Below are 13,825 nucleotides of genomic sequence, written 5' to 3'. Positions count from 1 at the left end.
CCTAATTATATAGTTCGTCTTCATCTACAACATCGTAGGTATCGAGTACCCATTGGTTTGGACTGCGTGTTAATTCAGCACCGCAATAGTCGCATTTGCTAATAGCTGATATTTTCAGTGGCGCGCCACAGTTTGGACAGTGGTCGCTGACGGCATCCTCTTGAACAGTTGATTCAGTTTGGCTGCCGTGTTTGCGAATAAAGTTCAATTGATACACGGTGAAGAGATCTTTTTTAGGATCTCCTTCAAGTACACGACGACTCTCATCGTCAATGACATAGTCCCGCAAGGTAGACGATAGGATTACTACTAAGGTATCGTTTCCGTCAGGATTTTCAATGAACTCCTTGATGCGAACATTTTCGATACACACTTTCTCTAAAACATTGGTTGTTTTAGCACGAATATGGTCCTCAAGTTGGGTGCTATGCTGAGAATAGAGACTAGTACTTTCTAAAGCTCGGACAGAGTTCCAATTTTTCTCAGTCCAGGCAACCTGCAATTTAAGGTAAATCTCTTTAACCCAAGAGGTGAAGGCCTCGGCGTCAAAGTTTGGATCCCCGTTTTTCACATGACTAATGGCTAAAGTGTTATGTTCAATTCGTCGGTGGATTGGTTGATAGTTGGTGTTACTGTGGCTTGTGCTTGAACTATTTGCTTTATTTTTTAAGGATTTAACGATAACCACTAAAACAATGGCACCTACGAGTATTACCATAAATCCTAGATAGGGTGAGCTAGCAGAGCTACTAGAGGATGATCCGTATCCAGAGCGGTAGTAGTGATAGGATGAGCCACCAGAGCGACTTCCTCCTCCACTTGAACGATTGCTACTTCTAGAGCTACTTCTGGAGCTACTACGACTGCTGCTACCACTTCTGGAATGTCCGACACCCGCATCAACGATTTGAGGCATGACAAGAAAAACAAGTAATAAACAGGTCATTAAAAGAGCGTAAAACTTTTTCATGTGTCTCCTAACTATATGATTGAAAAGGTAGAATTCTGAATTCGAATGATTATTAAACTATTTAATAACCTTTAAAAATCATCTAAGATACACTAGGTGTTATTTACTAGCATTTAGCTTCTTTTTCTTTATGGAATGGCGCTCGATGAGCCATCCCACAATCCACCCTATTGCTAGCAAGTAATTTTCAAAAGCACCGATAGCATTTACAGGAGAGTGATACTCCATATAATTGAGTAAGTGATTTGTTCCTATTCCAATTCCGCCAATAATGAGAGCAAGAAGTGCGATTCGTAGATAGAACCAATCGTATTTAATATTGACAGCGAGAATAATAATCAATACAGCTAAATTCCATATTCCAATTTCTCGTTGCCAACCAGCAGATATTCCGTACCCGGAGTGGCTTCCCATGTACGATGGAAAGAAAATTTGTAGTATAGAAGCGCCTAACATAGCGATGATGACTAAGACAAATAGCAATCGTAAAAATTTGTTCATTTATTCTGCTTGTCTCATTCTCGGTTTAAAAGTAGAAAAAAGTGTATAAAGCGTAAATTACTCACTGTCTTTCAATTTCGCCAATTCTTGTGCAAGCAGTTTAAGGGCGACTTGTGGGTTGGCTTGTCCTTTGGTTGCTTTCATAAGGAATCCTGTGAAGGCCTTGTCTGCGTTTCGTTTGCCTGACTTGAAGTCGGCAACAGCGGCTTCGTTATCAGCAAAGACTTGGTGGATAATTGGAATCAAGATAGCTGGATCTGAGATTTGGACCAAGCCTGCTTTTTCCACGTATTCACGCGCGCCACCGCCATTTTTAGCCAGGTGGACAAAGACTTTTTTGGCAATCTTAGAAGAAATAGTGCCGTCTTCGATGATGGCAATCATTTCTACCAAGTTTTCTGGTGTCAATTCGATCTGTTCCAGTGTCTTGCCTTCAGCATTCAAGAATTGAGCGACTTCGCCTTGGAGCCAGTTAGAGACTTGTTTGGCATCGCCACCGAGGGCAACAGCTTTTTCAAAGAAGTCAGAAGTAACTTTGTTTGCAGTCAACTGACTAGCATCGTAGTCTGACAAGCCAAGGTCAGCAACGTAGCGAGCACGGCGTTCTTTTGGGAACTCTGGCAACTCTGTACGCATTTCTTCGATCCACTCATCAGAGATTTCAAAGAGGGGTAGGTCTGGTTCTGGGAAGTAGCGGTAGTCTGCAGCCCCTTCCTTGACACGCATGAGGATGGTTGCTTTGTTAGCTTCGTCGTAACGGCGTGTTTCTTGGCGAATTTGACCACCTGAGCGAAGGATTTCAGCTTGACGTTGGACTTCGTATTCAAGACCCTTGCGAACATTTGAGAAGGAATTCAAGTTCTTCAACTCAGTCTTGGTACCGAATTTCTCTTGACCATAAGGACGAAGGGAGATGTTGGCATCCACGCGCATGGAACCTTCTTCCATCTTAACGTCAGAAATGCCAGCGTACTGGATAACTTCCTTGAGGGCAGTCAGATAAGCATAGGCTTCTTCAGGAGAACGCATGTCGGCTTCAGATACAATCTCAATCAATGGCACCCCTTGACGATTGAGGTCAACATAAGAGTAGCCATCTGTACCGTGGGTGTTTTTACCAGCATCTTCCTCTAGGTGAGCGCGTTCGATACCGATTTTCTTGGTTGTACCATCTTCTAGCTCCACTTCAATCCAGCCGTTATAACCGATAGGTTCATCAAACTGAGAAATTTGGTAGGCTTTAGGATTATCAGGATAGAAGTAGTTCTTGCGGTCAAAGTGCATGTGCTTGTGGATGCCCATGTTGAGGGCAAGAGCTGCCTTGATACCAGCATCGACAACCCCTTTATTGAGAACTGGCAGAACTCCTGGGAAGGACCAGTCAATCACGTTGGTGTTGGCATTTTGGTCATTCCCAAAGTGGGCAGATGTAGGTGAGAAGATTTTTGAATTGGTGTTGAGCTCAACGTGGACTTCAAGTCCAATGACTGTTTCAAAGTTCATTAGTTATCACCTCCAAAAATCACGGGTTGTTGTTTGTGGTAGTCTGTTGTCGCCTCAAAAGCAGCAGCAGCTTGGTAAATGGTCTCTTCTGAGTATTTAGGACCGATCAATTGGAGTCCGACAGGGAGACCTTGAGCAAATCCAGCAGGAATCGAAATTCCTGGGAGACCTGCCAAGTTGACAGGGATGGTCAAAAGGTCAGCCAAGTACATGGCAACTGGGTCGTGGTTGAGTGAGTCCAAGTCATAGGCAACGCTTGGAGCAGTTGGTCCCAAAATCAAGTCGTAATCCGCAAAGACGTTTTCGAAATCTTGGATGATGAGGGTACGGACCTGACCAGCCTTTTTGTAGTAGGCATCGTAGTAACCTGATGAAAGGCTGAAAGTACCCAGCATGATACGGCGTTTTACTTCTTCACCGAAACCTTGACTACGGCTGTTTACATAGATTTCATCAAGGTTGCTTGCATCTTCTGCGCGGTAGCCGTAACGGATACCGTCAAAGCGTTGCAAGTTTGATGAAGCTTCTGATGAAGCGATAATATAGTAAACGGCAACACCATATTTAGAGTGAGGAAGGCTGACTTCTTCAACGATAGCACCAAGTTTTTCAAAGTGTTTAGCGGCGTTCAGGATTCTTTCCTTAACCTCTGGGTCAATCCCTTCACCGAGATATTCTTTAGGCAAAGCAATTTTCATGCCCTTGATGTTTTTACCGATTTTTGAAGTAAAGTCGGCAATGCGGACAGGAGCAGAAGTAGAGTCTTTAGCATCTTCGCTGGCAATCGCGTTGAGCAAGAGGGCATTTTCTTTAACAGTTGGTGCAAAAGGTCCGATTTGGTCTAATGAGCTACCGAAGGCAATGAGACCGAAACGTGAAACTGTTCCGTAGGTTGGTTTGAGACCAACAATCCCGTTGAAGGCAGCAGGTTGGCGGATAGAACCACCAGTATCAGAACCAAGTGACAAACGGACTTGTCCTGAAGCTACAGAAGCCGCAGAACCACTTGATGAACCACCAGGAACCTTGCTGTGGTCCCAAGCATTTTTAGTCGCACCGTAGTGGGAAGTCTCACCTGAACCACCCATGGCAAACTCGTCCATGTTGGTTTTTCCGATAACAATCATACCCTTAGCTTTGGCATTGGCAACGGCTGTCGCATCAAAGATTGGCTCGTAGTTGTAGAGCATTTTTGAGGCAGCGGTTGTGAGGATACTGTCAGTAGAGATATTATCCTTAACTGCCAGTGGAATTCCTGAAAGGACATTATCAGCGTCAATTCCAGCTTCATCAATGGCTTTGGCTTGAGCAAGAGCCTGCTCTTCAGCGATAGTGACGAAAGCGTTGATAGCTGTTTCTCGAGATTTAATATCTTCAAGTGTTGCTTGTGTCAATTCAGTTGCTGAAATTTCCTTAGAGACAAGGAGGTTGTGCAAGTCTTCAATCGTTTTGTTATTAAAAGTCATTAGGCATCTCCTCCATCATCTAGGATAGCTGGTACCTTGATATAGTAGTTGTCTTTTTCAGGTACGTTTTTAAACAAGCGATCACGGTCTGTTCCTTCTTCGGCCACATCAGGGCGGAGTACGGTCTTGCGGTCAGCCATAGTTGTAGTAGGTGCAATACCAGTTGTGTCAACTTCGCCCAGTAACTCAACCATATCAACAATTTTAGATAAGGTGGTCGCAAAGGCGGCAGTTTCTTCTTCAGAGAATCTTAATTTTGAAAGATTGGCAACGTGTGTTACCTCTTCTTGCGTAATTTTCATCTTGCATCCTTTCGTGAAATGATGATTTTTAGTCTGTTCTATTTTACCATATTTTCCTATAAATAAGGGAGCCAAACTGAAAAGAAATAGAAATTGAAAAATCGCTTCTAATTCGCTATAATGGTTAAACTAGAGAATAGAAAAAATAAGAGTTAGGATAGAAATATGTTCCATCAATTTATCACCAGATCTCAAACGGTTCCTCCTCCTATTCCACTCTTTTGGTATGGGGCTATGATGCTTCTTTTAGTGCTTTGTATTTATGGAGCACTTGCTTATCACAAAAATCCGAAATTTGTCCGCTTGTTTAAGTGGATTCAGATTCTCCAGTTGCTAGCCCTATATAGTTGGTATGTTGGTTTTGGAATTCCATTTTCTAATAGCCTTCCATTTTACCATTGCCGTTTGGCTATGTTTGCGGTGGTTTTCTTGCCTGATAAATGGCGGAGCAAGCAATATTTTGCCCTCTTAGGAGCAAGTGGAGCGGTCTTTGCTTTGGTTTACCCCGTTTTTGACCCCTATGATTTTCCCCATATTACTAGTTTTTCATTTTTGATTGGGCACTATGCCCTTCTAGTGAATTCCTTGGTTTACTTGATGAATCACTATGACAAGAGTCTGCTCAAGAAATATATGATTGTAGCCTATACTTTTATCCTCAACCTCTTTCTAGTTTGGGTTAATCAGGTGACGGGTGGAAATTATGGTCTCTTAAGAGATACACCGTTTATCTCGAATGCTCCTCTATGGCTAAAGTACCTCCTTGTGTCGGTCATCCTTTCACTGGCTCTTGTTCTCTTTGATATCTTGTTCAAGAAACGGTGGAAAAAGAGGAATCAGGCGCAATCTGTGCTCTAGCTTGCCTTTTCATCGGATGAGCAATTGAAAAACTCCCCAAAATCCGATATAATGGAGAGTTGAAAGGAATAGTAAAATCCAATGTAAAAATCATTCTTAACTACTGAAACAACTAAAAATAGAAAATCAAAGAAAGAGAACTTATGACTATTCAAGAAGAAATCAAGAAACGCCGTACATTTGCCATTATTTCTCACCCGGACGCGGGGAAAACAACCATTACTGAGCAGTTGCTCTACTTTGGGGGCGAGATTCGTGAGGCTGGTACTGTAAAAGGGAAGAAGACAGGGACTTTTGCCAAGTCTGACTGGATGGATATCGAGAAACAACGTGGGATTTCGGTCACTTCATCTGTGATGCAATTTGACTACGACGGCAAACGAGTCAACATCCTAGACACTCCAGGGCACGAGGACTTCTCAGAAGATACCTATCGTACCTTGATGGCGGTGGATGCTGCGGTCATGGTGGTGGATTCTGCCAAGGGTATCGAGGCCCAAACCAAGAAATTGTTTGAAGTTGTCAAGCACCGTGGCATTCCAGTCTTTACCTTTATGAACAAGCTGGACCGTGATGGCCGTGAGCCATTAGACCTCTTGCAAGAACTAGAAGAAGTCCTAGGTATAGCTAGCTATCCGATGAACTGGCCAATCGGGATGGGGAAAGCCTTTGAAGGCTTGTACGACCTCTATAACCAACGCTTGGAACTCTATAAAGGAGATGAGCGTTTTGCTAGTCTAGAAGATGGGGACAAGCTCTTTGGAAGCAATCCATTCTACGCTCAGGTTAAGGACGACATCGAACTGTTGCAAGAAGCAGGAAATGAGTTTTCAGAGGAAGCTATTCTTGCAGGAGAACTGACTCCGGTCTTCTTTGGTTCAGCTCTTACTAACTTTGGGGTGCAGACCTTCCTTGAGACCTTCCTTAAGTTTGCTCCAGAACCACATGGACACAAGAAAACAGATGGCGAAATTGTGGATCCTTATGACAAGGATTTTTCAGGATTTGTCTTTAAAATCCAAGCCAACATGGACCCTCGTCACCGGGACCGTATCGCCTTTGTCCGTATCGTATCGGGTGAATTTGAGCGAGGGATGAGTGTCAATCTGCCTCGTACTGGGAAGACTGCCAAGCTTTCTAATGTCACCCAGTTTATGGCAGAAAGTCGTGAGAATGTGACCAATGCCGTAGCAGGTGATATCATCGGGGTTTACGATACCGGTACTTATCAGGTTGGAGACACCTTGACGGTTGGAAAAAACAAGTTTGAATTTGAACCCCTTCCAACCTTTACACCTGAGATTTTCATGAAAGTTTCTGCTAAGAACGTTATGAAACAAAAATCCTTCCACAAGGGTATCGAACAATTGGTGCAAGAAGGAGCCATTCAGCTTTACAAGAATTACCAAACTGGTGAGTACATGCTAGGAGCTGTCGGACAACTCCAGTTTGAAGTCTTTAAGCACCGCATGGAAGGCGAGTACAATGCAGAAGTAGTCATGAGTCCAATGGGTAAAAAGACCGTTCGTTGGATCAAGCCTGAGGACTTGGATGAACGGATGTCCTCAAGCCGCAATATTTTGGCCAAGGACCGCTTCGACCAACCAGTCTTCCTCTTTGAAAATGACTTTGCCCTCCGCTGGTTTGCGGACAAGTATCCAGATGTAGAGTTGGAGGAAAAAATGTAACTCAGCACCAACAATTGGAACTAAAGTTCCTAATTGTTGGACGCTAGTCGCTATTTGGCGAACTAGCTAACTGCCTTACTAACTACGTTTGGCAAATAGAATCGATTTGCCAAACTCCGTGTCGTAGTGTAAAATCGGCTTACCTAAACGCTTCACTAGGAAAAATCCACGAATATTATCGATTCGTGGGTTTTGCCGTCATAACGGGTAGAAAGTTGGCTAGTAACCTGACTTACTAACTCATCAGCGAAAATAATCGGTATCTACTAATCAGTATGGCATTTTGCTTAAATACGTCGTAAGAAAAGTCCTCGAATGTTTTTGATTCGTGGATTTTTTCATATAGTAAAGGTAATTGAAGTCAAAGGTAAATTAAAAACCCCAGAGAAATCATGGTACGTGAATTCTTCTGAGGTTTTTCTAGTTTCCATATTTCTGATAAAAATTGACCTTGACCTGAATGAAGGTTTCGGCTTCGCGTAGTAGCTGCAGGAGGGTAGCACGGGTCTCAAACTCCTCACGTGTTTTCGGGAGACTCCGATTGCGGAAGACTTGCAGATAGCGTTCGATGTCATCAAGTAAGTCATGAGCAGGATTGGTCTGACTTAGCTGGGCAGCAATCTTTGAAAAGAGCTGGGCCAAGATCAAACTCTCACTTGCGGCCAGATGACAGGTATTGATCTGCTGGGCCATGTTTCGTAGAATACGACTTTGTCGCTGCCTCATCTCAAAGTAATGGATGTGGTAGTCCGTCTGGTGAAAGAGATGGTCCGAGTGATCCAGGTAGACCAGTTTGAGAGCCTCATCGAGGAGCTTGTCTAATTGGTCAACGAGTTGAGCTTGATTGCGTCCGTCTCCCCTCGACAGATAGTATTTAAAGCGAAGCAAGATGTCTTTTAACTTTTCTTCGACCTGAAGGTGGTAGCTTTGGATGGCTTTCTCACGAGAGGGCATATAAAGGTTGACCAATAGAGCAAAGCTTGTCCCGATGAGAAAGAGGAGTACTTCATTAAGCAAGAGATCAGGGGAAGTAGACTCCTGTACCAAGAGATGACCGACCAAGACACTGCTAGGGGTGATGCCGATTTCCCAGCCCATTTTGTAAGCAAGAGGGACATAGAGAGCCAGGTAGAGGCCCAGACTCCAGATGTGAAAGCCCGTCAGCTGAAAGGCTAGAACACCGATAGCGAGCGCTAGGAGCATGGAAAAGAGGCGGTTACGTGCTAATTTCAGCGTGCTTCTGCGTGTGTCGGAGAGGCTTAAGAGAGCGATAATTCCGGCTGAAACTGCTGACGATAAATCTAAAAAGTAAGCGAAAAAACAAGCGAGACAGGTCGCTAAGACCAGTTTGGTCGTACGTTGAGTGAGGGACATGAAAATTTCCTAAACTAATAGAGTCAAGTGTTTAACGAGGAGTTAGAGACTAGGGACGAAGTTTTCGGTTTGTAGCATACTCGGCAACCGCTGTAAAGAGGACATCTGTAGAAGAATTCAGGGCTGTTTCGCAGGAGTCTTGCACGACTCCAATCACAAAACCGACTCCGACAACCTGCATAGCCAAGTCGTTGGAAATCCCAAAGAGGCTACAAGCTACAGGAATGAGGAGAAGGGATCCCCCAGCGATTCCAGAGGCCCCGCAGGCAGAAATGGCAGCCACGACACTGAGCACAAATGCTGTCCCAAAGTCTACCGAAATTCCGAGTGTGTTGACGGCAGCCAAGGTCAGGACATTTATGGTAACAGCAGCGCCAGCCATGTTGATGGTTGAACCAAGCGGGATGGAGACAGAGTAGGTGTCAGGATTCAGTCCCAAATCTTGGCAGAGTTTCATATTGACAGGGATATTTGCAGCAGAGCTACGAGTGAAAAAGGCTGTAATACCACTGACACGTAGACATTTCAAAACAAGGGGATAGGGATTTTTCCTCATAAAGAGAAAAGCGATGAGCGGGTTGATGATGAGAGCGACAAAGGCCATAGTAGCAATCAAGAGTCCTAGGAGGACACCGTAGTTGGCCAGACTGGCAATACCCTTGTCTGAGATGGTCTTAAACACCAAGCCTAAAATTCCAAAAGGAGCTAGATTGATAATCCATTCCACGATTTTAGAGGTGACATCCGCCATAGTTTTCAGTAATTCTTTACTGTGTTTACTTGCCTCTCTCATAGCCAAGCCAAAGACGACTGCCCAAGAGAGAATCCCGATATAGTTGGCTTCAACAATGGCATTCAAAGGATTATCCACCAGTTTGAGCAAGAGGTTGCTGAGGACTTGACCGATACCGTTAGGAGCAGCAACTTCTGTATTTGCACTGGTCAGGGTGATTTGCACAGGCAGTAAGAAACTAGCTAGAACGGCTACCAATGCAGCAGCAAAGGTTCCGAGCAAGTATAGGAAAATAACAGTTTTCATATTGGTGTTTTGTCCCTTTTGGTGTTGGGAAAGGGCATTGGCAACAAGGGCAAAAACCAAAATAGGAGCGATGGCTTTCAGTCCGCCTACAAAGAGATCTCCAAGCAGGCCAATTCCTGTAAGGTTTGGAAAGAGCATCCCTAATGTAGCTCCCGAAATCATTCCAATAAGGATTCGTTTGATGAGGCTTGCCTTGGTCCAGGCTCTAATGATTCGTTTCATAGCAGTCTCCTTCAAATGTATTGTTTATAATTATAGTATAAATATGCTATAGAGGCAAGTGATATTTTGAAAAAAGGGCCTATAATTGAATAATTATGAAAGAAAAGAGAAGGACGATTTTATGGTATAATAGGAAAAAGGAGTTTTATATGCAAGATTTTTTTCAACGCTATTTTGATAAACTTGATTTAACAACCATGTTAGAGAATCTCTTAACCAAGGTGATTTCTCTTTTGATTTTATTTTTACTATTTTATATAGCTAAAAAGATGCTTCATGCGACTGTACGAAAGATTGTCAAGCCCTCACTTAAATTTTCCAATCGAGATGCTGGCAGACAAAAGACCATTTCTCGTTTGCTGGAGAATGTCTTTAACTACATTCTTTATTTCTTCTTGCTCTATTGCATCCTGTCTATTTTAGGTTTGCCAGTTTCCAGCCTCCTTGCTGGTGCGGGGATTGCTGGGGTGGCCATTGGTATGGGGGCTCAAGGCTTTCTATCCGATGTCATTAATGGCTTCTTCATCCTTTTTGAACGCCAGCTTGATGTGGGTGATGAAGTGGTTCTCACAAATGGACCGATTACCGTTTCTGGAAAGGTCGTTAGCGTAGGGATCCGTACAACGCAACTGCGAGGTGACGATCAAGCCCTTCACTTTGTTCCCAATCGTAATATCACCGTCGTCAGCAATCTATCTCGTACTGAATAGGCCGGCTATTTTAGCAGATTTGTGGTACAATAGAAGGAGTTTGGTAAAGGAGAGAGTATGCTATTTGTAGAGAAAAAATTAGGTCACGATTGTACATGGATAGACCTTGATGTGGACAAGATTAAAAACATGGAAGACCTTTCGGATGTCTATGGATTGGACAAGGAAACTATCGAGTATGCTCTGGATAGAAATGAGCGTGCCCACATGGACTACCACCGTGAAACGGGAACGGTCACCTTCATTTATAATGTTCTTGATTTAGAAAAAGACAAAGAATATTATGAAGCGATTCCGATGACCTTTATCGTTGAAAAACAACGGCTGATCACAATTAGCAATCACAAGAATAGTTATGTGATTAAACGTATGGCAACCTACCTTGAAAGCCATGAAGTTGTTTCAATCTACAAATTTCTTTTTGCCAGTTTAGAGATTATTAGTAATGCTTATTATCCAGTAATTGAAGAAATGGATAAAGGTAAGGATGAAATCAGTGCACTTCTTCGTCAAAAAACAACTAAAAAAAATCTCTTTGCCCTCTCTGACTTGGAAACTGGTATGGTTTACCTGACAGCTGCTGCCAAACAAAATCGTCTCCTCTTGGAACACATCCAAGGGCATGCTCTTTATCGCAATTTTAATGAGGTAGAAAGAGAGCAGTTTGACGATGCCATGATTGAAGCGCATCAGTTGGTTTCGATGACAGACTTGATTTCTCAAGTTTTGCAACAACTCTCAGCCTCTTACAACAACATCCTAAATAATAATCTAAATGATAATTTGACAACTTTGACAATTATCTCAGTCTTACTAGCTATCCTTGCGGTTATTACAGGATTCTTCGGAATGAATGTTCCCTTACCGTTTGCAAATGAACCAAATGCTTGGATTTATATTTTGCTAGCTAGTCTCATTTTATGGGTAGTCTTAGCCCAATATTTAAAGAATATTGCTAGAAATTAAAAAGAAAAGGAGCCAGAATGGCGATTGAAAATTACATGCCAGATTTTGCTGTGGAAGCAGTCTATGATCTGACAGTCCCAAGCTTGCAGGCGCAGGGGATCAAGGCTGTTTTGGTCGATTTGGACAATACCCTCATTGCTTGGAATAACCCTGATGGGACGCCAGAGATGAAGCAATGGCTACATGACCTTCGGGATGCGGGCATTCGCATCATCGTGGTCTCAAATAATACCAAAAAACGAGTTCAACGCGCAGTTGAGAAATTTGGGATTGATTACGTTTATTGGGCCTTGAAGCCTTTCACTTTTGGGATTGACCGTGCCATGAAGGAATTCCACTATGAGAAAAATGAAGTGGTCATGGTCGGCGACCAACTCATGACGGATATTCGCGCAGCCCACCGTGCAGGCATTCGCTCGATCTTGGTCAAACCCTTGGTCCAACACGACTCCATTAAAACGCAGATTAATCGGGCTCGTGAGCGCCGTGTCATGCGAAAAATCACTGAAAAGTATGGACCGATTACATATAAAAAAGGAATTTAACTATGGAAGAAATTCTCTGTATTGGATGTGGAGCAACCATTCAGACGACAGACAAGGCTGGTCTTGGTTTCACTCCCCAGTCAGCACTCGAAAAAGGTTTGGAGACTGGTGAAGTTTATTGCCAACGCTGTTTCCGTCTCCGCCACTACAATGAAATCACAGATGTCCAGTTGACGGACGATGATTTCCTCAAGCTCTTGCACGAGGTGGGAGATAGTGATGCCCTAGTGGTCAATGTCATTGATATCTTTGACTTTAATGGCTCTGTCATCCCGGGCTTGCCACGTTTTGTATCGGGCAATGATGTCCTCTTGGTCGGAAATAAAAAAGATATCCTGCCCAAGTCAGTTAAGTCGGGCAAGATTAGCCAGTGGCTGATGGAGCGTGCCCACGAAGAAGGGCTTCGTCCAGTGGATGTCGTCCTAACTTCGGCACAAAACAAGCATGCCATTAAGGAAGTCATTGACAAGATTGAACACTACCGTAAGGGCCGTGATGTCTATGTGGTCGGTGTAACCAACGTTGGAAAATCAACTCTAATCAATGCTATTATCCAAGAAATTACGGGTGACCAGAATGTCATCACGACTTCGCGCTTCCCAGGGACAACCTTGGACAAGATTGAGATTCCGCTTGACGACGGATCTTATATCTACGATACACCAGGGGTTATCCACCGCCACCAGATGGCCCACTACTTGACGGCTAAAAACCTCAAGTATGTCAGCCCTAAAAAGGAAATCAAGCCCAAAACCTATCAGCTTAATCCTGAACAAACCCTGTTTCTAGGTGGTCTTGGACGGTTTGACTTCATATCAGGAGAAAAGCAAGGATTTACCGCTTTCTTTGACAATGAACTCAAACTCCATCGTACTAAGCTAGAAGGAGCAACTGACTTCTATGACAAGCACCTTGGAACCCTCCTCACACCACCAAATAGCAAGGAAAAAGAAGATTTTCCAAAACTAGTCCAACATGTCTTTACCATCAAGGATAAGACAGACCTAGTCATCTCAGGCCTAGGCTGGATCCGCGTAACAGGCAGCGCCAAAGTCGCCGTCTGGGCACCAGAAGGCGTCGCCGTCGTCACACGCAAAGCAATCATTTAAACACAGAAAGGAAAGAGTTGTCTGGATTCGGGCGAGCCCTGCGAGCCCATAACGAATACTTTTCGCCGTGGTGTCAGTTGGTACAAGGAATTGTACCAACTGCGGAAAATTTGAGACCTTAGGCTCAAATTTTAGTCATGAAAGTCCGAAGGACTTTGCTGACGTCCGTCACCACTTCAGAAAAGTATAAAAAGAAACTCTTTTAAAGAAATTATGTCATTAACATCAAAACAACGTGCCTTCCTCAACAGCCAGGCACACACCCTCAAACCCATTATCCAAATCGGGAAAAATGGACTCAACGACCAAATCAAAACCAGCGTCCGTCAAGCCCTTGACGCTCGCGAATTGATTAAGGTAACTCTCTTGCAAAATACAGATGAAAACATCCACGAAGTAGCTGAAATCTTGGAAGAAGAAATCGGTGTGGATACAGTCCAAAAAATCGGACGTATCTTGATCTTGTTTAAGCAATCCAGCAAGAAAGAAAATCGCAAGATTTCCAAGAAAGTTAAAGAAATCTAAAACCTACTCCAAACAACTGTTTATACAGAGAATTAAAGGAAGACGAG

General features: G+C 43.5%; 14 protein-coding genes. 7 read left to right on the top strand and 7 right to left on the bottom strand.

What is annotated here, in order from left to right:
• Position 1: 1 nt before the first annotated feature.
• The 5 genes from I2H52_RS05435 to gatC all read right to left on the bottom strand — a co-directional run bounded on the left by I2H52_RS05435 (position 2) and on the right by gatC (position 4,742).
• Positions 2 to 970: a zinc-ribbon domain-containing transport protein gene (locus I2H52_RS05435; RefSeq protein ID WP_045617619.1), complete on the bottom strand. Its 969-nt coding sequence runs from the start codon at positions 968 to 970 to the stop codon at positions 2 to 4.
• A 99-nt stretch (positions 971 to 1,069) separates the two neighbouring features.
• Entirely contained in the window at positions 1,070 to 1,471 is a 402-nt protein-coding gene (locus I2H52_RS05430; RefSeq protein WP_045617618.1) for a hypothetical protein, read from the bottom strand.
• Positions 1,472 to 1,528: 57 nt separating this feature from the next.
• Entirely contained in the window at positions 1,529 to 2,974 is a 1,446-nt protein-coding gene (gene gatB, locus I2H52_RS05425) for an Asp-tRNA(Asn)/Glu-tRNA(Gln) amidotransferase subunit GatB (RefSeq protein WP_045617617.1), read from the bottom strand.
• Positions 2,974 to 4,440, bottom strand: a complete 1,467-nt coding sequence (gatA, locus tag I2H52_RS05420) for an Asp-tRNA(Asn)/Glu-tRNA(Gln) amidotransferase subunit GatA (RefSeq protein WP_045617616.1) — start codon at positions 4,438 to 4,440, stop codon at positions 2,974 to 2,976. The genes gatB and gatA overlap by 1 nt, the downstream gene beginning before the upstream one ends.
• A complete protein-coding gene (gatC, locus tag I2H52_RS05415) occupies positions 4,440 to 4,742 on the bottom strand; it encodes an Asp-tRNA(Asn)/Glu-tRNA(Gln) amidotransferase subunit GatC (protein ID WP_045617614.1) in 303 nt (100 codons plus the stop codon). Before gatC ends, gatA begins: the two co-directional genes overlap by 1 nt.
• A 165-nt stretch (positions 4,743 to 4,907) precedes the next feature.
• On the opposite strand from gatC, the gene I2H52_RS05410 reads away from it, so the two are divergent.
• Positions 4,908 to 5,600, top strand: a complete 693-nt coding sequence (locus tag I2H52_RS05410) for a TIGR02206 family membrane protein (protein WP_195594609.1) — start codon at positions 4,908 to 4,910, stop codon at positions 5,598 to 5,600.
• Between the two features lie 143 nt (positions 5,601 to 5,743).
• Positions 5,744 to 7,288 carry a peptide chain release factor 3 gene (locus I2H52_RS05405; RefSeq protein WP_000155101.1) on the top strand — a complete coding sequence of 515 codons (1,545 nt, stop codon included), beginning with the start codon at positions 5,744 to 5,746 and terminating at the stop codon, positions 7,286 to 7,288.
• A 420-nt stretch (positions 7,289 to 7,708) separates the two neighbouring features.
• On the opposite strand, the gene I2H52_RS05400 is transcribed toward I2H52_RS05405, so the two are convergent.
• Together I2H52_RS05400 and sstT are read right to left on the bottom strand one after the other, a co-directional pair.
• Positions 7,709 to 8,662, bottom strand: a complete 954-nt coding sequence (locus I2H52_RS05400; protein ID WP_195594607.1) for an aromatic acid exporter family protein — start codon at positions 8,660 to 8,662, stop codon at positions 7,709 to 7,711.
• A 49-nt stretch (positions 8,663 to 8,711) separates the two neighbouring features.
• Positions 8,712 to 9,923 (bottom strand): serine/threonine transporter SstT, encoded by a 1,212-nt coding sequence (gene sstT, locus I2H52_RS05395; protein WP_042902808.1) that lies wholly within the window; start codon positions 9,921 to 9,923, stop codon positions 8,712 to 8,714.
• Positions 9,924 to 10,072: 149 nt separating this feature from the next.
• Between sstT and I2H52_RS05390 the strand changes: the two genes are divergently transcribed.
• From I2H52_RS05390 to yhbY, 5 genes are all read left to right on the top strand, one after another.
• Positions 10,073 to 10,633, top strand: coding sequence for a mechanosensitive ion channel family protein (locus I2H52_RS05390; RefSeq protein ID WP_001150572.1), 561 nt, complete (start codon positions 10,073 to 10,075; stop codon positions 10,631 to 10,633).
• A 57-nt stretch (positions 10,634 to 10,690) separates the two neighbouring features.
• Complete coding sequence (locus I2H52_RS05385; RefSeq protein WP_195594604.1) at positions 10,691 to 11,599, top strand: magnesium transporter CorA family protein; 909 nt, start codon at positions 10,691 to 10,693, stop codon at positions 11,597 to 11,599.
• A gap of 17 nt (positions 11,600 to 11,616) precedes the next feature.
• The gene (locus I2H52_RS05380; RefSeq protein ID WP_000963744.1) at positions 11,617 to 12,144 is read left to right on the top strand and encodes a YqeG family HAD IIIA-type phosphatase; all 528 of its coding nucleotides are present in this window, start codon (positions 11,617 to 11,619) and stop codon (positions 12,142 to 12,144) included.
• Between the two features lie 2 nt (positions 12,145 to 12,146).
• Positions 12,147 to 13,253, top strand: coding sequence for a ribosome biogenesis GTPase YqeH (gene yqeH / locus I2H52_RS05375; protein WP_195594601.1), 1,107 nt, complete (start codon positions 12,147 to 12,149; stop codon positions 13,251 to 13,253).
• Between the two features lie 213 nt (positions 13,254 to 13,466).
• Positions 13,467 to 13,778 (top strand): ribosome assembly RNA-binding protein YhbY, encoded by a 312-nt coding sequence (gene yhbY, locus I2H52_RS05370; RefSeq protein ID WP_000060169.1) that lies wholly within the window; start codon positions 13,467 to 13,469, stop codon positions 13,776 to 13,778.
• Positions 13,779 to 13,825: the final 47 nt, after the last annotated feature.

The sequence above is a fragment of the Streptococcus oralis genome, from assembly GCF_015561235.1.
Classification (GTDB): domain Bacteria; phylum Bacillota; class Bacilli; order Lactobacillales; family Streptococcaceae; genus Streptococcus; species Streptococcus oralis_BK.
This window is presented reverse-complemented; position numbering and strand designations above follow the sequence as displayed.